20 protein-coding genes and 1 pseudogene are annotated in these 18,970 nt (G+C 51.9%); all 21 read left to right on the forward strand.

What is annotated here, in order from left to right:
• Positions 1–205 precede the first annotated feature (205 nt).
• The 21 genes and pseudogenes from thrS to NB640_RS09695 all read left to right on the forward strand — a co-directional run bounded on the left by thrS (position 206) and on the right by NB640_RS09695 (position 18,891).
• Positions 206–2,114: pseudogene (gene thrS, locus NB640_RS09595) on the forward strand (threonine--tRNA ligase).
• Between the two features lie 56 nt (positions 2,115–2,170).
• Complete coding sequence (infC, locus tag NB640_RS09600) at positions 2,171–2,716, forward strand: translation initiation factor IF-3 (RefSeq protein ID WP_269308488.1); 546 nt, start codon at positions 2,171–2,173, stop codon at positions 2,714–2,716.
• Between the two features lie 317 nt (positions 2,717–3,033).
• The gene (gene rpmI, locus NB640_RS09605) at positions 3,034–3,231 is read left to right on the forward strand and encodes a 50S ribosomal protein L35 (protein WP_269308489.1); all 198 of its coding nucleotides are present in this window, start codon (positions 3,034–3,036) and stop codon (positions 3,229–3,231) included.
• Positions 3,232–3,256: 25 nt separating this feature from the next.
• On the forward strand, positions 3,257–3,616 hold the full coding sequence (gene rplT / locus NB640_RS09610) for a 50S ribosomal protein L20 (protein ID WP_269308490.1): 360 nt from the start codon (positions 3,257–3,259) through the stop codon (positions 3,614–3,616).
• Positions 3,617–3,880: 264 nt separating this feature from the next.
• Complete coding sequence (gene pheS / locus NB640_RS09615) at positions 3,881–4,897, forward strand: phenylalanine--tRNA ligase subunit alpha (protein WP_269308491.1); 1,017 nt, start codon at positions 3,881–3,883, stop codon at positions 4,895–4,897.
• 58 nt (positions 4,898–4,955) lie between these two features.
• Entirely contained in the window at positions 4,956–7,385 is a 2,430-nt protein-coding gene (gene pheT, locus NB640_RS09620; protein WP_269308492.1) for a phenylalanine--tRNA ligase subunit beta, read from the forward strand.
• A 77-nt stretch (positions 7,386–7,462) separates the two neighbouring features.
• Complete coding sequence (locus NB640_RS09625) at positions 7,463–7,819, forward strand: integration host factor subunit alpha (RefSeq protein ID WP_269308493.1); 357 nt, start codon at positions 7,463–7,465, stop codon at positions 7,817–7,819.
• Between the two features lie 11 nt (positions 7,820–7,830).
• Positions 7,831–8,244: a MerR family transcriptional regulator gene (locus NB640_RS09630; RefSeq protein WP_269308494.1), complete on the forward strand. Its 414-nt coding sequence runs from the start codon at positions 7,831–7,833 to the stop codon at positions 8,242–8,244.
• 60 nt (positions 8,245–8,304) lie between these two features.
• On the forward strand, positions 8,305–9,042 hold the full coding sequence (surE, locus tag NB640_RS09635) for a 5'/3'-nucleotidase SurE (RefSeq protein WP_269308495.1): 738 nt from the start codon (positions 8,305–8,307) through the stop codon (positions 9,040–9,042).
• Complete coding sequence (locus NB640_RS09640; protein WP_269308496.1) at positions 9,039–9,905, forward strand: protein-L-isoaspartate(D-aspartate) O-methyltransferase; 867 nt, start codon at positions 9,039–9,041, stop codon at positions 9,903–9,905. The genes surE and NB640_RS09640 overlap by 4 nt, the downstream gene beginning before the upstream one ends.
• A 35-nt stretch (positions 9,906–9,940) precedes the next feature.
• Complete coding sequence (locus NB640_RS09645; RefSeq protein WP_269308497.1) at positions 9,941–10,747, forward strand: peptidoglycan DD-metalloendopeptidase family protein; 807 nt, start codon at positions 9,941–9,943, stop codon at positions 10,745–10,747.
• Positions 10,748–10,802: 55 nt separating this feature from the next.
• Positions 10,803–12,155, forward strand: a complete 1,353-nt coding sequence (gene rlmD, locus NB640_RS09650; RefSeq protein WP_269308498.1) for a 23S rRNA (uracil(1939)-C(5))-methyltransferase RlmD — start codon at positions 10,803–10,805, stop codon at positions 12,153–12,155.
• A 92-nt stretch (positions 12,156–12,247) separates the two neighbouring features.
• Entirely contained in the window at positions 12,248–12,658 is a 411-nt protein-coding gene (gene msrB, locus NB640_RS09655) for a peptide-methionine (R)-S-oxide reductase MsrB (RefSeq protein ID WP_269308499.1), read from the forward strand.
• 30 nt (positions 12,659–12,688) lie between these two features.
• Positions 12,689–13,312, forward strand: a complete 624-nt coding sequence (locus NB640_RS09660) for a septation protein A (protein ID WP_269308500.1) — start codon at positions 12,689–12,691, stop codon at positions 13,310–13,312.
• An 803-nt stretch (positions 13,313–14,115) separates the two neighbouring features.
• Positions 14,116–14,433 carry a flagellar transcriptional regulator FlhD gene (flhD, locus tag NB640_RS09665; RefSeq protein ID WP_269308501.1) on the forward strand — a complete coding sequence of 106 codons (318 nt, stop codon included), beginning with the start codon at positions 14,116–14,118 and terminating at the stop codon, positions 14,431–14,433.
• A 33-nt stretch (positions 14,434–14,466) separates the two neighbouring features.
• Positions 14,467–15,009, forward strand: a complete 543-nt coding sequence (gene flhC / locus NB640_RS09670; RefSeq protein WP_269308502.1) for a flagellar transcriptional regulator FlhC — start codon at positions 14,467–14,469, stop codon at positions 15,007–15,009.
• 40 nt (positions 15,010–15,049) lie between these two features.
• On the forward strand, positions 15,050–15,865 hold the full coding sequence (locus NB640_RS09675) for a class I SAM-dependent methyltransferase (RefSeq protein WP_269308503.1): 816 nt from the start codon (positions 15,050–15,052) through the stop codon (positions 15,863–15,865).
• 156 nt (positions 15,866–16,021) lie between these two features.
• Positions 16,022–16,882, forward strand: coding sequence for a flagellar motor stator protein MotA (motA, locus tag NB640_RS09680; RefSeq protein ID WP_269308504.1), 861 nt, complete (start codon positions 16,022–16,024; stop codon positions 16,880–16,882).
• A gap of 22 nt (positions 16,883–16,904) precedes the next feature.
• The gene (gene motB / locus NB640_RS09685; RefSeq protein ID WP_269308505.1) at positions 16,905–17,843 is read left to right on the forward strand and encodes a flagellar motor protein MotB; all 939 of its coding nucleotides are present in this window, start codon (positions 16,905–16,907) and stop codon (positions 17,841–17,843) included.
• Between the two features lie 39 nt (positions 17,844–17,882).
• Positions 17,883–18,431: a hypothetical protein gene (locus tag NB640_RS09690; protein WP_269308506.1), complete on the forward strand. Its 549-nt coding sequence runs from the start codon at positions 17,883–17,885 to the stop codon at positions 18,429–18,431.
• Between the two features lie 94 nt (positions 18,432–18,525).
• On the forward strand, positions 18,526–18,891 hold the full coding sequence (locus NB640_RS09695) for a response regulator (protein WP_269308507.1): 366 nt from the start codon (positions 18,526–18,528) through the stop codon (positions 18,889–18,891).
• Positions 18,892–18,970 lie beyond the last annotated feature (79 nt).

Consider the following 18,970-nt stretch of genomic DNA (forward strand, 5'->3'; position numbering starts at 1 on the left):
GTGTGTGTTTTCAGTCAGGTAAACGCCATATTCCCCGGCAGGGACACGGTATTCTGTGGTAAAGTCTTGTTTTTCTGTTCTGTCGCTTTTCTGCTCATCAAGGGCTGGAAAAACATCGGCAGCAGTTGCGGCAATGCCGCTTTTTTTATTGTGTTGGACAGTATGCCGGATGCCCTGGCGTACCCGGCAGATGTGGAGATTGAAAATGGTATCGGTAAGGCTTCCGGATGGTTCGGAAAGACAGTTTGACAAACCGGTGACGGTTGCCGAGGTGGCAGCATCCATTGGCAGTGGCCTGGCGAAGGCCGCCATTGCCGGCAGGGTGGATGGCCAGCTGGTTGACACGTCTTATGTGATCGAAAACAAGGCGGATCTCGCCATTGTGACTGATCGTGATACCGAGGGGCTCGATATCATCCGGCATTCCACTGCCCATCTTCTGGCCTATGCGGTAAAAGAGCTTTTTCCGGATGCGCAGGTGACGATCGGTCCGGTGATTGATAACGGGTTTTACTACGACTTTTCTTACAAGCGTCCGTTTACGCCGGAGGACATGGAAGCCATTGAAAAGAAAATGGCGGAGCTGGCGAAAAAGGATGAAGTCGTGACCCGCAAGGTGTTGCCACGGGATGAAGCGGTTGCCTATTTCAAATCGATCGCTGAGGAATACAAGGCGGAAATCATTGCATCGATTCCGGAAAATGAGGATGTCTCGCTTTATACCAGTGGCAAATTTACCGATCTTTGCCGCGGTCCCCATGTGCCTTCCAATGGCAAGCTGCGGGTGTTCAAGCTGATGCGCCTTGCCGGGGCGTACTGGCGGGGCGACTCGAATAATGAGATGCTGCAGCGGGTATATGGCACGGCCTGGGCGAAAAAGGATGACCAGGATGCCTACCTGCACATGCTGGAAGAAGCGGAAAAAACGTGACCACAGGCGTATCGGTCGCCAACTGGACCTGTTCCACTTCCAGGAAGAGGCGCCGGGTCTCGTTTTCTGGCACCCGAAAGGCTGGACGATCTGGCAGCAGGTCGAGCAGTACATGCGCAATGTCTATAAGGAAAACGGGTATCAGGAAATACGTACCCCGCAGATCCTGGACAGGACGCTGTGGGAAAAATCCGGGCACTGGGAGAATTACAAGGAAAACATGTTCACGACAGAGTCCGAGAACCGGACGTATGCTGTCAAGCCCATGAATTGTCCGGGTCATGTTCAGGTGTATCGTGCCGGTCTGCATTCCTACCGGGAATTGCCGTTGCGTTATGGTGAGTTTGGTTCCTGCCACAGGAATGAGCCTTCGGGTGCGCTGCATGGCATTTTGCGTGTGCGCGGATTTACCCAGGATGATGGGCATATTTTCTGTACGGAAGACCAGATACTGGACGAATGTGTTGCTTTTACGGCACAACTCAGGAACGTCTATGCGGATTTCGGCTTTACCGACATTATTTACAAAGTGGCAACCCGTCCGGAAAAACGGGTCGGCTCTGATGCCGCCTGGGACAAGGCAGAGCAGGCGCTGATTGCAGCACTGGACAATATCGGGGCCGAGTATGAGATTTCGCCGGGTGAAGGGGCTTTTTATGGACCGAAGATCGAATACACGTTAAAAGATGCGATTGGCCGGATGTGGCAGTGCGGGACGATCCAGGTGGATTTCTCCATGCCGGAACGCCTGGGCGCGGAATATGTGGATGAGGATAATTCCCGCAAGGTGCCTGTCATGCTGCACCGCGCGATCCTGGGTTCGCTTGAGCGTTTTATCGGTATCCTGATTGAAAACCATGCCGGTTCGATGCCGCTGTGGCTTTCGCCGGTGCAGGCGATGGTGCTCAATATTTCCGAGCGGCAGGCTGATTATGCGCAGGAAGTGGTCGATATGCTGAAAAAATCAGGCCTGAGGGTTGAAACAGATTTGCGCAATGAAAAAATTACCTATAAAATACGCGATCACGCGACCAATCGTGTGCCTTATCTGCTGGTTGTCGGCGATAAGGAAAAGAATGAAAAGACAGTGTCTGTCCGTGCAAGAGGCAATACCGATCTGGGTGTGATGCCTGTTGCAGCACTGGCAGAGCGGCTTCAAAACGAGATCGCCGCCAGGAAATAACCGGGGTCAGGGTAATGCCGGGCATCGGGTTTTATGATGTCTGCACAGACAGTTGATTGATTTTTAATGAGGAACAGAAGATAGCTACCGACAAATCGCATCGCATTAACGGCGAGATTACCGCCCAGGAGATTCGCCTGGTTGGCGTGGACAATGAGCCTATCGGGATTGTCAGTCTTGCCGAGGCACTCCGGCTTTCCGAGGAAGCCGATGTTGATCTGGTGGAAATTGCACCCAATGCCAGTCCGCCCGTCGCCCGCCTGATGGATTACGGAAAATTCCGTTACCAGGAGCAGAAAAGAGCGCACGAAGCCAAGCAGAAGCAGAAGGTGATTTCGGTCAAGGAAGTGAAATTCCGTCCCGGAACAGACGAAGGGGATTACACCATCAAGCTGCGCAATGCGACCCGTTTTCTCGAAGAGGGTGACAAGTGCAAGATCACGCTTCGTTTCCGTGGACGTGAAATGGCGCATCAGGATATCGGGATGCGTATGCTGGAGCGGCTGAAAGCCGATCTGGAAGAAGTGGGCCAGGTAGAGCAGTTCCCGAAGATGGAAGGCCGCCAGATGGTCATGGTGCTGGCGCCGAAGAAAAAGAAGTAATGGAAACGCTGATTAAATGATTTTGGGAGATGAAGTGCAAGGCGCGCGGAGCGCAGCAACCAGGACATATCTTAAGATAGGCGAAGGTTGCGAGTACTGCGTAACGCAGCAATTCGCTCACAAAGCCTTTTAATCAGCGTTTTCTGAAGGATTTTGCCGTCCTGCCGGTCTTGTTCTGACAGCAGGCAGGGAGGCGAAAAAGTAATGGTGTAAGCCATTACATGACAAGTGATTGCAGGCATCCAAGTGTAATGTTGTTATTACCACCTGCCGTCATCAAATAAAAAAGGAGTTGTCCGAAAGGACAGAGTTGAGTTATGCCAAAAATGAAGACCAAAAGCGGTGCGAAAAAACGTTTTCGCATTCGTCCAGGTGGCACCGTGAAATGCGCACAGGCATTCAAGCGCCACATTCTTACCAAAAAAAGCCCGAAGACCAAACGCCAGTTGCGTGGCATGACGGAGGTTCACGACAGTGACGTCCAGTCTGTGATGCGCATGATGCCGAACGGCTGATCCCAACGACTTTCCAGGAGGTTTTATGTCGAGAGTAAAACGCGGGGTCACAGCACGGGCCCGTCATAAAAAAGTGCTTAAGCTGGCCAAGGGATATCGCGGCCGCAGGAGCAAGGTTTATCGCGTAGCAAAACAGGCGGTCATGAAGGCAGGCCAATATGCCTATCGTGATCGCAGGACCAAGAAAAGAGTATTTCGCGCTTTGTGGATTACGCGTATCAATGCCGCTACCCGTGAGCATGGCATGAGCTACAGTGTATTCATCAACGGCCTGAAAAAGGCTGCGATCGAGCTGGATCGCAAGGTACTTGCCGATATGGCTGTGGCTGACAAGCCAGCCTTTGCCGCGATCGTCGATCGGGTGAGGTCTGCCATCGCTGCATAATATTTCCGTACTGCTGTACGGTGCGGTACTGACAAGCGGGGCAGGAATCCATTCCTGTCCCGCTTTTTATTTTTGAGGAAACGCTGATTGAATGATTTTGGGAGATGAAGAGTAAGGCGCACGGAGCGCAGCAAGCGCGGCATATCTCGGGATAGACAAGCTTGCGGGTACCGCGTAACGCAGCAATTCGCTCACAAAGCCATTTAATCACCGTTTCCTTGAGTTTGCCAGGCAGCTTCTGGCACACCACAGGAAAAACGGAGTATGGATTCGTTAGATCAATTGGTAACAACGGCAAAAACGGATTTTCTGGCGGCACCCGATGCGGCGGCGCTGGAAAATATTAAAGCCAGATACCTGGGAAAAACGGGACTGATTACCGAGCAGATGAAAACGCTGGGCAAGCTGGATCCGGATGCACGCAAGGTGCGCGGTGCGGTTATCAATGCGGCCAAATCACAGATTGAGGATGCGTTAACAGCCAGGCGCCAGGCGATGGCGATGGCACAGCTTGAAGCGAGACTGAATGCCGAGTCGGTTGATGTGACCTTGCCTGGACGCGGGCGCGGGCACGGCGGGATTCATCCGGTGATGAAAACCTGGGAACGGGTAGAGAAAATTTTCGGCTCGATCGGTTTTGATGTGGCGGAAGGTCCGGAAATTGAAGATGACTGGACGAATTTTACGTCGCTGAATAACCCGGAAAACCATCCAGCGCGTTCCATGCAGGATACGTTTTATGTGGATGGCAAGGATAAGGATGGCAAGCTTTTGCTGTTGCGCACGCATACCAGCCCGATGCAGGTGCGTTATGCCTCGGCAAATCCGCTGCCCATCAAGGTGATTGTGCCGGGACGGACGTATCGTGTGGACAGTGATGCCACCCACTCGCCCATGTTTCACCAGGTGGAAGGCTTGTGGATTGATGAGGCAATCAGTTTTGCTGATCTGAAGGGCGTCTATCTCAATTTTGTCCGCGAATTTTTCGAAACTGATGATCTGCAGATCCGCTTCCGTCCCTCTTATTTTCCCTTCACCGAGCCGTCTGCCGAGGTGGATATCGCTTTTGGCAGCGGACCGTTAAAAGGGCGCTGGCTGGAGGTCTGCGGTGCCGGGCAGGTTCATCCGGTGGTGTTAAGAAATATGGGGATTGATCCGGAAAAATATGTGGGGTTTGCTTTCGGGTCGGGTCTTGAGCGGCTGACCATGCTGCGTTATGGGATTAATGACCTGCGCCTCTTTTTTGAGGGCGACCTGCGTTTTTTGAAACAGTTTAATTAATGAATGAATATTGGTGTCCGTTTTGACGGGGTGCCCGTATTGAAGCTGAAGGCGACATATGCAATTTTCTGAAAGATGGCTGCGCACGATGGCCGATCCGGCAATGAGTACGGAGGATCTGGCGCATCTTTTGACCATGTCAGGACTGGAAGTGGAAGAGGTGGATGTGGTGGCGCCGCCTTTTACCAGCGTGGTGGTGGCGAAGGTGCTGGAAGTGGCGAAGCACCCGAATGCAGACCGGCTGACGGTATGCAAGGTGGATGCCGGAACAGGCGAACTGCTGAATATTGTTTGCGGGGCGCCGAATGTTTATGAAGGGATGACCACAGCCTGTGCGCTGGTGGGGTCCAGCTTGCCCCCGGGTGAGGATGGCAAGGCCTTTTCGATCAAGCTGGGCAAGCTCCGCGGCGTAGAGTCGCAAGGCATGCTGTGTTCCGAACGGGAGCTGAAGATGTCGGAGGATCATTCGGGGCTGATGGACTTGCCCAGGGATGCGCCAATCGGGACATCTGTCCGGGAATATCTTGATCTGGATGATGCGGTTTATACCATCAAGCTGACGCCCAACCGGGCGGACTGCCTCTCGGTACTGGGTGTGGCACGTGAAGTGTCTGCGCTGACAGGTGTGCCGCTTGTGATGCCGGACGATACACCTGTGGCTGCCACCATGGATGAGAAATTGCCGCTGACCATTGCGGCACCTGATTTGTGCGGCCGTTTTTCCGGCCGGGTGATCCGCGGCATCAATGCCCGCGCTGAAACCCCGGACTGGATGAAGCAGCGCCTGATTCGCAGCGGGCAGCGTCCGGTATCGGCACTTGTGGATATTTCCAATTTTGTCATGCTGGAATCGGGTCAGCCCAATCACGTCTATGATCTGGACAAGGTACATGGCGGGCTCACTATCCGCTGGGGCAAAAAAGGGGAAAAGGTTGCGCTGTTGAATGAAAGCACCGTTGAAGTGGATGAATGGGTGGGTGTTATTGCTGATGACAGCGGCCTGGAATCACTGGCCGGTATCATGGGCGGTGATCGTTCTTCCATTTCACTGGATACGGAAAATGTGTTTGTGGAAGCGGCGTTCTGGTGGCCGGAATCGATCCAGGGCCGTACACGCTATTTCAATTTTTCCACAGATGCGGCGCACCGCTTTGAACGAGGGGTGGATTTTGAGGGGACCATCCGTACGGTCGAGCGTATTACGGCACTGATTCTTGAGATATGCGGTATTGACGGCAAGACACAGGTTGGCCCGGTGGATGACAATATCGCGAATCTGCCCAAGCGCCTTCCTGTCACGATGCGCACCGCCCGTGCCGAAAAGGTGATCGGGGTGCCGTTTACCGATGACCAGGTTGCAGATATTTTTACCCGCCTTGGCCTGCCGTTTACCCGGGAACCGGGGGTATTTGTCGTGACGCCGCCCTCTTACCGTTTTGATATCAGTATTGAAGAAGACCTGATTGAGGAAGTGGCCAGGGTGTATGGCTATGAAAACATTCCGGCGTTGCCGCCGGTGGCACCCAATGTGATGTGGACGATGCCGGAAAGCCGGCGTTCACCCCATGACATCCGGCGGCAGATGGCGGATATGGATTACCAGGAAGTGGTCAATTACAGTTTTGTCGAAGAGAGCTGGGAGACGGATTTTGCCGCCAATGACAACCCGATCCGGCTTTTGAATCCAATTTCCAGCCAGATGAGCGTGATGCGTTCCACGCTCCTGGGTTCACTGATAGCCAATGTACGCTATAACCTCAACCGCCGTGCCACACGGGTCCGGGTGTTTGAGATTGCCTCGGTTTTTCTGAGGAACCCTGAACAGGTTGACAGTGAAAAAACGGTGGCAGGTTATGACCAGCCCCGGCACCTGGCAGCGATTGCCTATGGGCCTGTTGCAAACGAGCAGTGGGGACAGCCGGCGAGAAATGTCGACTTTTTTGATGTGAAGGCCGATCTGGAAGCGCTCTTTTCACCACGTGCTTTCCGTTTTGAAAAAGCGGAGCATCCGGCGTTTCATCCGGGACGCTGTGCCCGCATTTTGCGTGAAGGAAAAGCGGTGGGTGTGATTGGTGAACTGCATCCGCTGTGGCAGCAGAAATACGAACTGCCGCTTTCGCCGGTGTTTTTTGAGGTGGCACTGGATGCCCTGCAGCCGGACGAAGTGCCGGTTTACACGGAGATATCGCGTTTTCCACCGGTGATGCGGGATATTGCGCTTTTGGTGGAACAGTCGGTACCGGTTTCCCGATTGATGGATGTGTTTGAAATGACACGTAAAAACGACCCGCAGTGTGCTATCATGCAGTCTGTTGTTTTATTTGACGATTATCGCGGTAAAGGTTTGGGGGAAAATGAGAAGAGTCTCGCATTCCGTTTCACCTTGCAGGATAATCAGTCAACCTTGCAGGATGATGCAGTGGACGCGGCAATCAAAGCCTTTGTTGCCGCAGCGGAAAAAGGATCAGGTGCCCGCTTGCGCACCTGATTGTCAGTTTTGTTTGAGTAAAAATAACAATGAAGCCACCAGTAAATATTTCAATTTCTGCCAGTCAGCATAATGATATGAACCCTTTGTCAGCCGATAAGAACGAATCGACATCCCAAAAGCCGTCCCCGGAAGAGGTCAAGACCGTGACGAAAGCGGAAATTGCCGAAACGCTGTATGAACGTGTCGGTCTGAACAAACGGGAAGCCAAGGAAATGGTGAATTCTTTTTTTGGTCATATTATTGAGTCGCTGGAACGCGGTGAGGAAGTGAAGCTGTCCGGTTTTGGCAATTTCACCCTGCGCACCAAGCCGGAGCGTCCCGGGCGCAACCCGAGAACCGGTGTTGAAATACCCATTACGGCACGTCGCGTGGTGTCATTTCACGCCAGCCAGAAACTGAAAGAAATTGTTGATTCCGCCTCGAATAAATAATTTTTTGACTCATGACTGAACAAGCCAGCAAGGTTCAAACAGGTGCTTTGCCTTCAATACCGGCAAAACGTTACTTCACCATCGGGGAAGTCAGCGAGCTGTGCGGGGTAAAGCCGCATGTTTTGCGGTATTGGGAACAGGAATTCACCCAGCTCAAACCTGTCAAACGGCGGGGTAACCGACGCTATTACCAGCATCATGAAGTGCTTCTGATCCGACGTATCCGTGAGCTTTTGTATGAGCAGGGGTTTACGATCAACGGTGCCAGAAACCGGCTGGATGAACGCAGTGGCAGGGGCGCGAAAAAAGAAGCCGAGGCGGCTGACGACATGATGCCGGTCACGTCAGGGATAAACCTGATGGCGGTTCGCACCGAACTGGAAGAAATCATGAAGCTGCTGACGCCACCTGGCATGGCAGAATAAACGTCCTTGATACCAGCAAAGACTGGTATCAGACCGGACAGAACAGGAAACGGGCAGGATATGCGCATACTGATAAGTAATGATGACGGATATCTGGCACCAGGCATTAATGCGCTGGCCCGTGCGCTGGCCCCTATCGCCGAAATCGCTGTTTGCGCACCGGACAGCAATCGTTCCGGCGCTTCCAACTCCCTTACGCTGGAAAAGCCCATTTCGGTATACCAGGCTGAAAACGGCTTTAATTACACGACCGGAACACCCTCTGACTGCGTGCATATTGCACTGACAGGCATCCTTTCCTGGAAGCCGGACCTGGTTGTGTCCGGGATCAATCATGGCGCCAATATGGGGGAAGATACTCTCTACTCCGGTACGGTTGCTGCTGCCATGGAAGCGTTTCTCTTTGATATTCCGGCCATTGCTTTTTCCCAGGTGGAAAGAGGGTGGATGGAACTGGAAAGTGCGGCAAAAATGGCGCGCGAAATTGTCCTTTCGGTTTATGAATCGCTTTCAGGGCCATTCCTTCTGAATGTGAATATCCCCAACCTGCCGTATGAAAAACTGAAGGCGCCCATGGCGACACGGCTCGGACGGCGGCACCATTCTGAAGGGGTATTGAAGACGATAGACCCGTTTGGCCGGGAGATGTTCTGGATCGGGCCAACCGGAAAAACCCGGGATGGGGGTGAAGGAACGGATTTTTACGCGACACAAAACGGGTATGTTTCTGTCACGCCACTCAAATTTGAGTGGACGGAAGAAAAGCTCATGGATGAACTTCAAAAGGTGTTGAAGTGAGCGAGAAACCGAAAAATTTTCCGTTACCCCTGTCCAGCGTGATGGGGACGTCCCAGCCTAAGCGCCTGACGGATTCGGATTACCGGTTAAGGGAAATTGCCCCCCAGACAGCAGTGCGCAATATCGCACAAAACCGGGGCGCACAAAAACCGGGGACAGAACCGGCGCTGCGGCCAAAAGCCACGCCATTGCCACAGTTACCGGTAGCGTCAAAAAATCAGCCTGCGCCGATACGCGGGGCGATTGCCATGGCAGAAAAGATCGCGGCGCAGGGTGTGAAAGACCCGATGGTGCTTGGTGCCCTCGCCACGGTGCCGCGACACCTGTTTGTGGAATCCGGTCTTTCGCAGCAGGCGTATGTGGATACGTCGCTGCCCATCGGCCACCAGCAGACGATTTCGCGTCCCTATACGGTCGCACGCATGATTGAGGCTGTCAGGGTGGATGCGGGAGGCAAAAAGCTGGCCAGTGTGCTGGAAATCGGTACCGGTTGCGGCTACCAGGCAGCAGTTTTGTCGCAGGTGGCTGACATGGTGTATTCCATCGAGCGGATCAGGGCGTTGCATGAACTGGCAAAAAATAATCTGCGCCAGTTGCGTATTCCCAATCTCAGGCTGCATTATGGCGATGGGATGCTTGGCCTGCCACAGGTTGCTCCATTTGACGCCATCGTGATAGCGGCAGCAGGACTGGAGGTGCCCGAGGCGCTTTTTTTGCAGCTGGCTGTTGGCGGGTATATGATTGCGCCGATTGGAAATGAAAAACAGACATTGCAGTTAACGAAACGGACTGGTGAGAGGCAGTGGCAATCTGTTATGCTTGAGGATTGCCATTTTGTGCCTTTACGCCAGGGCATCATTTGATTTGAGACCAGCGTGATATTGATTGGAAAGCATTTATGAAGAGACTTCTCTATCCTTTATTGATTGTGGTTTGTGCCGGCCTTGTGGCTTGCGGTACTTCTGAAACCCAGGCCCCTATTGAGGACCGTTCAGTGACTTCAGTGCCGACAAGAGCACCTGCCGGTCCGGGATATTACACGGTAATGAAGGGCGATACGCTTTACCGTATTTCAAAAGCCCATAACCAGAATATGTCTGACCTGGTGGCATGGAATAACCTGAACAATGCAAACGAAATCAATGAAGGCCAGGTACTGCGTGTGGCACCGCCAGGAGCTGAAGGTACGGCGCCTGTCCAGACGGCAAGCGTCAGCGAAGGTGACAGGGATGTGCAGCCGATTGCAGAGACCAAGTCAGAGCCCTCGGCAGAAAAGCAGGCTTATTCGGAAAGTGCTGTGGCTGGTGCGGCTGCAGCAACGGGTGCATCACGTGAAGCAGGCGGTATTGTCTGGGGATGGCCTGCCAGTGGCAAGGTGCTGCGCGGATTTTCCGAGGGACAGAGCAAGGGGATTGATATCGAAGGCACCAAGGGACAGAAAGTGCTTGCTGCCGCCGATGGCCGGGTGATTTATTCCGGCACGATGAATGGCTACGGCAATCTGGTGATTATCAAACACAATGATGATCTGCTGTCGGCTTATGCGCATAACAATTCGAATACGGTAGCGCAGGGCAGTGCAGTAACACGCGGCCAGCAGGTTGCTGAAATGGGCAGCAGCGGTACCGATTCGGTCAAGCTGCATTTCGAGGTGCGCCGCCAGGGCAAGCCGGTTGATCCGCTGGGCTATCTGCCGAAACAATAAGTCACGTTATTTCACCAACACCAGATGGCAACTCCCATCTGGTGTTTTTATTTCCATGAATCCAAACATCATTGATATTGAATCTCTCGATACCGAAGGGCGCGGTGTCGGGCATCTGGCGAATCCTGACGGAACGCCCGGCAAGGTTATTTTTGTGGAAGGGGCACTGCCGGGTGAGCGGGTGGGCTTTGAATCCTGGCGGAAAAAGAAAAGCTGGGAAGCGGCAAAAATAACCGGACTTTTTCGCGAATCGGTGTTACGTGTCAAACCCCGATGCCCGCATTTTGGTGTGTGCGGCGGCTGTTCGATGCAGCACATGGAGCCGTCAGCGCAGGTGGCCGTCAAGCAACGCATACTGGAAGATAACCTGTGGCACATCGGTCGTGTGCATCCCGAGCGGATGTTGCGGCCGGTGTACGGGCCCTTCTGGAGGTACCGTTACCGGGCACGCCTGTCTGTCAATCATGTACCCAAAAAAGGCGGGATGCTGGTGGGCTTTCACGAGCGCAAGTCGCGTTTTGTGGCAGACATGACGAGTTGTGCGATTTTGCCTGCCCATGTGTCTGATATGCTGGTTCCCTTGCGTGAGCTGATTGGTTCGCTGTCGATTTATGACAAGGTACCCCAGATTGAGCTGGCCATTGGCGAAGAGGAGGGGCAAAGCCTGACTGTCATGGTGCTGCGTATCATGGCGCCGCTATCGGTGGAAGATGAGGTCCGCCTGAAAACCTTTGCCGATCAGTATGGGGTGCAGTGGTGGCTGCAGACAAAAGGGCCGGAAACGGTGACACTTTTTTACCCGGATACGCAACAGTTGCAGTATTCCCTGCCGGAATTTTCTGTGACCATGCCTTTTAAGCCGTCTGATTTTACGCAGGTAAACCACCAGATAAACCAGGTCCTGGTTTCAAAGGCGGTACGTCTTTTGGGTATCTTTCCCGATGACAGGGTAGGGGATCTTTTTTGCGGTCTGGGTAATTTCACCTTGCCGATTGCCCGGCAGGCGAAAGAAGTTGTTGGCATGGAAGGCAGCGAGGCCTTGACCGAACGGGCAAAAGCGGCGGCCAGGCTGAACGGCCTGTCAGAAAAAACGGATTTTTTTACCCGCAATCTTTTTGAGATGAATGAAGAAGGATGGGTATCTGCCGGCAGGTTTGATCGCATTCTTGTTGATCCGCCTCGCGATGGTGCGCTGGCAGTATGTCAGACTATTGCGGCACTGACAGGCGAATATGCACAGTTCAAGCCTTCACGTATTGTCTATGTCTCCTGCAATCCATCCACGCTGGCAAGGGATGCCGGTGTGCTGGTTAATGTTGGGGGATATGCCCTGAAGCTGGCGGGTGTGGTCAATATGTTTCCGCATACGTCACACGTGGAGTCGATTGCGGTGTTTGACCGGGTTTGAAAAACAGCGGGTGAAAAGCAGGAATTCGGGTTCTCTGTCAGAATAAAGTATTCAAGCGGGGTGTCATGCCTCGTGATGAGGAGGGATATCTGATGAGTGAACCGAAATTCAAAAAAACGGATGAAGAGTGGCAGGCCAGTCTTTCACCCATGTCATATAAAGTCACACGCCAGGCGGCAACCGAAGCGCCTTTTACCGGGGAGTACTGGGCATACCGTCAAAAAGGCATCTATTATTGTGTTTGCTGTGGCACACCGCTTTTTGAGTCCGATGCGAAGTTTGAATCGGGATGTGGCTGGCCGAGTTATTTCAAGGCGATCAATCCGGAAAATGTGATTGAAAAGCCTGACCACTCACTGGGTATGAGCCGGATAGAAATTATCTGTGCGGTCTGTCATGCCCATCTTGGGCATGTCTTTAATGACGGGCCACCGCCCACCGGTTTGCGGTACTGCATCAATTCGGCAGCATTACGCTTTGAAACCGGGGGCGAAAAGGCGTAAAATCGTGAAAAAGCCCGACTCTATTTAAAAATGAAATTTCTTTTTGACCTGTTTCCCGTTCTGCTCTTTTTTGGCGTCTTTTCCTGGGCCGGGAAAAACCCGGAAAAAGCGCAGGCCGTAGCTGACAGTTATCTGTCAGCCTTTGTTGGCAATGCAGGGGCCGCACCGGATACCGTGCCCATTCTTTTGGCAACTGCAGTTGCCATTGTGGCGACGATTGGCCAGATTATTTATCTGAAACTCAGGAAGCGGAAAGTGGAGCCGATGCTCTGGGTCTCGCTGCTTATCATTGTGATCTTTGGCGGAGCGACGATTTATTTTGCGAGCGAGGAGTTTATCAAGTGGAAGCCAACCGTGCTTTACTGGGTCTTTGGTGCTGCGCTTTTAGTCAGTAATTTCGCCATGGGCAAGAACCTGGTTCGCCTCATGATGGAAAAGCAGATCCGTCTGCCTGATTTTGTCTGGGGACGCTTAAATTATGCCTGGGTGGCTTTTTTCCTGGTCATGGGGGTTGTCAATCTGTATGTGGCCTTCTGGGGCGGCTTTGCCACTTCCACATGGGTGAGCTTCAAGCTCTTTGGCGGCATGGGGCTGATGCTTGTCTTTGTTGTCGGTCAGAGTATTTATCTTGCCCGGTACATGCGGGATGCCTGATTTTTAGGCAAATTTGTCAAAAATATTCCATCAGAGGCGGCGCTAACCGCCTCTTTTTTTGTTTTTTGCAAAAAAATTTCTTCGCTATTCGATTGAATTTATTCAACTTTTTGTCTGGTTGGAATTTTTTTCAATTTTTTTCAAAAAAAGCCTAAAGTTTTCTCCTTTTCATCCGTAATAGAGTTGTAGACAGGTGTAAAGGGGTCAAAAATTGTCTGGACCACGAAACAACCCGGCAAGACTTTTTCGCCACTGTTCTTTTTCTCCAGATTTTGGTTGGGGTAAGGAATTAAAAAAATTTTCAGATTTTTTAATTTCAACCCTAAAGTTTTGCGTTTGTTTGTCGTAAAACAATAAGGATGAGGGGAAATGCGCCCCGCAGGAGTTAACGAAACAAAGGCCTTTCGCTGGATCAAGAAACAGTGAAAAACAAATTGAGAAAAGCCAAGGTTGCACCGAAAACGGACGTTAACTGTTGTAGAAAGGGTAAAAAGACCCTGAAAAGACCGTTTTTTTAACGGATGGTTTTTGAAAAAAGGCTTCTTTTTGTAACAAAAAGGCAGCGATGTTCAAAAACCGAACCACAGGCTGACGCTTGATATGTTCTTGAAAAATCAGGAAAAATCAAGGTTGGTCAACTGTTTGTAGGACAAACACCTACAAATCCTCTGGTCGTTCGCCGACAAAAAATACCGCCTTATTCCTATTCCCTCTTTCTCTGGTGCAATTGCACAATGAAGTTGTTTCGTGACGGCAACATTTGTGGTTGCCGGATCAGGCAATCTTGACACCTGGAGAAAGAGATGAATATCGAAAACATGATGTCCGAGATTCGGGAATTGAATCTCAGCTACCTGATACTGACCCAGCAGATGATTCGTGCTGATAAGGAAGCGGCGATCTTTCGCCTGGGCATCAGTATTGACATTGCCGAGCTTTTGGAAAGTCTTTCCAATGCGCAGCTGTTAAAACTGGCTTCGACCAATATGATGCTGGCGCGCTTTCGTTTTGAAGACGATATTATCCTGGGCATGCTCACGGATTACAGCAAGGATGGCGCACAGGCCAAATCCCATGCGGCGATCCTGATGTCGTCGCAGCCTGTTGAACAGATCAGCTGATTAGCGGTTTAACACCTTTTTTCGGAGAATGATATGTCACGCAAAAGTCTGTTAACCGATGCGAAGGAAGTCCAGCTTGCCATCGACCTGATCCGGCATGGCGCCCGCCTTCAGTTGCTTGAGCAGGAAACCTCTCTTTCCCGTGAGCGCTTAATCAGGCTGTACAAGGAAATCAAGGGGATGTCTCCGCCAAAGGGTATGCTGCCGTTTTCAACAGACTGGTTTGTGACTTGGCAGCCCAATATCCATTCTTCGCTTTTTATCAATATCTATAAGTATCTGTGCGAGCACGCCAATATGTCCGGCATTGCTGCCATTCTCAAGGCTTACCGGCTGTACCTGGAACAGTTGCCGGTCAGGCCGGGTGAAGAGCCGGTCCTGTCACTGACCAGGGCATGGCGCCTGATCCGCTTCTTTGAGAGCAATATGCTGCAGACCGCTCCCTGCACCAAGTGCGGCGGGCACTTTGTCACCCATACTTATGATTTGCACGACCAGTTTGTTTGTGGTCTTTGTAATCTGCCTTCCCGTGCCGGCAAAACCAAAAAGGCAGCAGAGGAAAAGAAGGCAGCCTGATTTTGTTGCAGTGTGCGCTGAAAGTTAAAAAATCAGACTCATGAGGGACTACAGCAAAAACCCGGAAGGCCGCAATCCGCGTCTTCCGGGTTTTTCCATTCCGATTCAGGCGCTCTTTATCCAGCTGATTGCCTTTTGCCTGACACTTTTCATGGTGCAGGTTCTGTTCAAGCTGACAGGATGGATGGCCAGTACCCTGGCGTTTGGTCTGATCCAGGGGGCGCTGGCGGCGTTGATTACTTATGTGCGGCGGATGCCTTACTGGTGGTTGCCGATCCAGCTTGTCTTCCCGGTAGCGATGTTTCTGCTGCTGGCACTGCAAATATCACCCGTATGGTATCTGGGTGCTTTTTTTATTCTGCTGTTGCTTTTCTGGGGCGCGATAGTCACCCGGGTCCCGCTGTATCTTTCCGGGCATGCTGCGTGGGAAGCTGTCGAAGAACTGCTGCCAAAAGACCGCCCGCTCAGGGTGATTGATATCGGAAGCGGGCTGGGCGGGCTGGTGCTGTATCTTGCTGCTAAAAGGCCGGACTGCAGCGTGTCCGGTATTGAACTTTCTCCTTTCCTGTGGATGGTCAGCCGCCTCAGGCAAAAATTATCAAAAACGCCTGCCCGCTTCCGGCTGGGTAATTATGAAAAGCTCAACCTGGCTGAGTATGATGTGGTTTTTGCTTATCTCTCTCCTGTCGTGATGGATAGCCTTTGGGTAAAAACGGATACGGAAATGCGTCCGGGCAGCCTGTTTTTGAGCCTTGAATTTGAAGTCGAGGATATTGATCCGGATATTCGTATTGCCGCCGGAAACAGGGTCCTGTTCGGTTGGGTCATGGGAAAAACACCGCGAATTCAGTCATAACTGTTGTATTTCTCCACTATTTTGTGCCAAAGTAGGGTTTTGCTTTTGGGCAATTCCATTTTTTCAGGCACAATATGAAAAACGGGAAGTAATTTTTTTCATCCGGCATTTTGATGGCCCGTGTTTTCAGGCCATCTGTCATAAAGGAGAGAGACGTTGTTACTGATTGTCGGGTATATCGTGGTCCTTGGCTGCGTGTTCGGCGGATTTATGATGTCCGGCGGTCACCTTGCTGCGCTATGGCAACCCAACGAGCTCGTCATTATTGGCGGTGCAGCACTTGGCTCGTTCATTGCATCCAATGGCAGCAAACAGCTTAAGGCGACCTTGAAAGCGGTCCCCTCTGCATTAAAAGGTTCCAAATATACGAAGGCGCTTTATCTGGAATTGATGGCCATGCTTTCTGAGGTTCTGATGAAGGTCAGAAAGGAAGGGTTGATGTCCATTGAGGGCGATGTGGAGATGCCTGAGCAGAGTCCGATTTTTTCAAAATATACCGCCATCATGGCGGATCATCACGTGATGGAATTCATCACGGATTACCTGCGTCTGATGGTCTCGGGCAATATGGATGCGTTCCAGATCGAAAACCTGATGGATAACGAGATTGAGACGCATCACCAGGAAGGCCATATCCCGGTTCACAGTGTTGCCAAGGTAGCAGACGGTCTGCCGGCGTTCGGTATCGTTGCGGCGGTGATGGGGGTGGTTCACACCATGGAATCTGTTCATCTTCCACCGGCTGAGTTGGGTATGCTGGTTGCTGCGGCACTGGTGGGTACTTTCCTCGGTATTTTGCTTGCCTATGGGTTTGTGGCACCGATTGCCGCTACGCTGGAACAGAAACTGGATGAATCCAGCAAGATGCTGGAATGTGTGAAAGTGACGCTTCTGGCCAGCCTGAATGGCTATGCGCCCCAGTTGGCTGTCGAATTCGGCAGGAAGGTGCTGTATTCAACCGAGCGTCCGACTTTCATGGAACTGGAAGACCATATCAAGCAATCCCGCTCACGCTAGAGCGGCTTTATCAGGATGAGTCATGGCTGACGATTTACGGCCGATTATTGTCAAACGCGTTAAGAAGGTGGCTGGCGGTCACCACGGTGGTGCCTGGAAGATCGCATTTGCCGACTTCATGACGGCAATGATGGCGTTTTTCCTGATGATGTGGCTGCTTGGCTCTGTCAGCAAGGGCGATCTCAAGGGTATTTCCGAATATTTTTCCACCCCGATCAAGGTTGCGCTTTCCGGCGGCTCTGGTGTGGGTGATGCGACCAGTATTGTGCAGGGCGGGGGAACGGATCTCTCCCGTTCTGCCGGGCAGGTGAAAAAAGGCGATCCTGAAAGCAGCGGGCTCAGAAGCAAGCCCAAGGATCTCAAAGCGGCCAAGGCAGAGCTGGAACGGCTGGAAACGGAAAAGCTCAGTCAACTGAAAATGAAGATTGAATCCGCTGTTGAGGCACACAAGGTGCTCCGGATGTTCAAAAAGCAACTGCTTTTGGATATTACCAGTGAGGGCTTAAGAATCCAGATCGTTGATGAGCAGAATCGCCCCATGTTTGCACTGGCCAGCGCCGAGTTGCAGACTTACACCAAGGAAATTCTTTACCAGATCGGTTCGGTGTTAAATGATGTGCCCAACAAGATCAGTATTTCCGGGCATACTGATTCAAAGCCTTTTGCCGGTGGTGAGAAAGGGTACAGCAACTGGGAATTATCCAGCGACCGGGCCAACGCCTGCCGCCGGGCGCTTTTAGCCGGGGGTATGGAAGATACCAAGGTGGTTCGTGTGGTTGGGCTGGCGTCTTCTGTTTTGCTGGACAAGGAGGATCCCGAAGATCCGATTAACCGCCGGATCAGTATTGTGGTCATGAATAAGAAAGCGGAAGAAGCGGCATTAAAAGATGATAATGGCGCACTGGATATCGTAACAACATCGGACATTCGGGAAGGTCTCAAGCGAGGTGATGGGCCGTAACCCTGATAACGGTTCTAACTATTCAATGCAGGGTGTCAGATGACAAACAAGACAGTTTGGGGAGCAAGTCTGCAGGAGCTGCTGCAAAATGTTGCAGGGAACGGTTCGATCTACCTTTCTGAAATAGAAAGTGATCTCCTGCAGATCAATTTGCTGCTCATGGAAGCGATCAACAAGCTGGGGGACAACGTGGTCCAGATCGGCCAGGATGTACATCATCAGCAAAAGCTTGTCAGGCAGTTGACAGAGACGGGAAGCTGTTCGCCTTTTGCGCTGGAAAAACTCAATGAACTCAATCAGACAATGGATGTCAAGGTCGCTTCGGTGGTCACTGCGATGCAGTTTCAGGACATGACAAGCCAATTACTCGACAAGGTGCTTTCCCGCATAATGGCGCTCCAGGAAATGATTGGGGAAATGGATAAACTGGCAGTGGAGGTATCGGGTGCGGAAAGTGAAAGCGATGTCCAGATGATGATTCGCGCGATGGTGGAGGAAATGACCAACAAACGGCACGATCTGGAGGGGCAGCATGCCGAGCGGGTATCACAGAAACACATGGATTCAGGAAGTATCGAGCTCTTTTAAATTGCTGGTGGGCAATATTTTGGTGGTTTAAAAGCGTATATTATGGTTAAATTGCATTTGAGAAATATTGCAGCAAATAAACTTGGGGGTAAAGATGTCCAAGACAATTCTTGCAGTAGATGACTCCGGCTCATTGCGGCAAATGGTGGTATTCAGCCTGAAATCTGTTGGCTACCAGGTTGTTGAGGCGGCTGACGGGCAGGAGGCACTTGATCTGGCCAGAAAACAGATTTTTGATCTGATTCTGACAGACCAGAATATGCCAAAAATAGACGGCCTGACACTGATCCGTTCTTTGCGGGCGATGCCGCAATATCGGAAGGTGCCGATCCTGATGCTGACGACGGAGTCAAGTGACGAGATGAAATCCCGTGGCCGTGCTGCGGGTGCCAATGGCTGGATGGTCAAGCCTTTTGACCCGAAACGGTTGATTGAAGTGGTCAAGAAGGTACTCGGCTGATGCGCTGGACAAGCGCACATGACAGGGCGGGCGGCCAGGGAAACAGGGCCGCCTGTCGTGAGCGCCCAGGAGAGACGAG

This window comes from Oxalobacter vibrioformis, assembly GCF_027118995.1.
Taxonomy (GTDB): domain Bacteria; phylum Pseudomonadota; class Gammaproteobacteria; order Burkholderiales; family Burkholderiaceae_D; genus Oxalobacter; species Oxalobacter vibrioformis.

What these genes read in the sequence shown, in the direction of transcription:
- pheS (WP_269308491.1), top strand. Translation starts at nt 3,881, where the DNA reads ATGGATTCGTTAGATCAATTGGTAACAACGGCAAAAACGGATTTTCTG.
- pheT (WP_269308492.1), top strand. Translation starts at nt 4,956, where the DNA reads ATGCAATTTTCTGAAAGATGGCTGCGCACGATGGCCGATCCGGCAATG.
- NB640_RS09625 (WP_269308493.1), top strand. Translation starts at nt 7,463, where the DNA reads ATGAACCCTTTGTCAGCCGATAAGAACGAATCGACATCCCAAAAGCCG.
- flhD (WP_269308501.1), top strand. Translation starts at nt 14,116, where the DNA reads ATGAATATCGAAAACATGATGTCCGAGATTCGGGAATTGAATCTCAGC.
- rplT (WP_269308490.1), top strand. Translation starts at nt 3,257, where the DNA reads ATGTCGAGAGTAAAACGCGGGGTCACAGCACGGGCCCGTCATAAAAAA.
- NB640_RS09660 (WP_269308500.1), top strand. Translation starts at nt 12,689, where the DNA reads ATGAAATTTCTTTTTGACCTGTTTCCCGTTCTGCTCTTTTTTGGCGTC.
- rpmI (WP_269308489.1), top strand. Translation starts at nt 3,034, where the DNA reads ATGCCAAAAATGAAGACCAAAAGCGGTGCGAAAAAACGTTTTCGCATT.
- NB640_RS09645 (WP_269308497.1), top strand. Translation starts at nt 9,941, where the DNA reads ATGAAGAGACTTCTCTATCCTTTATTGATTGTGGTTTGTGCCGGCCTT.
- NB640_RS09695 (WP_269308507.1), top strand. Translation starts at nt 18,526, where the DNA reads ATGTCCAAGACAATTCTTGCAGTAGATGACTCCGGCTCATTGCGGCAA.
- msrB (WP_269308499.1), top strand. Translation starts at nt 12,248, where the DNA reads ATGAGTGAACCGAAATTCAAAAAAACGGATGAAGAGTGGCAGGCCAGT.
- motB (WP_269308505.1), top strand. Translation starts at nt 16,905, where the DNA reads ATGGCTGACGATTTACGGCCGATTATTGTCAAACGCGTTAAGAAGGTG.
- rlmD (WP_269308498.1), top strand. Translation starts at nt 10,803, where the DNA reads ATGAATCCAAACATCATTGATATTGAATCTCTCGATACCGAAGGGCGC.
- surE (WP_269308495.1), top strand. Translation starts at nt 8,305, where the DNA reads ATGCGCATACTGATAAGTAATGATGACGGATATCTGGCACCAGGCATT.
- NB640_RS09675 (WP_269308503.1), top strand. Translation starts at nt 15,050, where the DNA reads ATGAGGGACTACAGCAAAAACCCGGAAGGCCGCAATCCGCGTCTTCCG.
- flhC (WP_269308502.1), top strand. Translation starts at nt 14,467, where the DNA reads ATGTCACGCAAAAGTCTGTTAACCGATGCGAAGGAAGTCCAGCTTGCC.
- NB640_RS09690 (WP_269308506.1), top strand. Translation starts at nt 17,883, where the DNA reads ATGACAAACAAGACAGTTTGGGGAGCAAGTCTGCAGGAGCTGCTGCAA.
- NB640_RS09630 (WP_269308494.1), top strand. Translation starts at nt 7,831, where the DNA reads ATGACTGAACAAGCCAGCAAGGTTCAAACAGGTGCTTTGCCTTCAATA.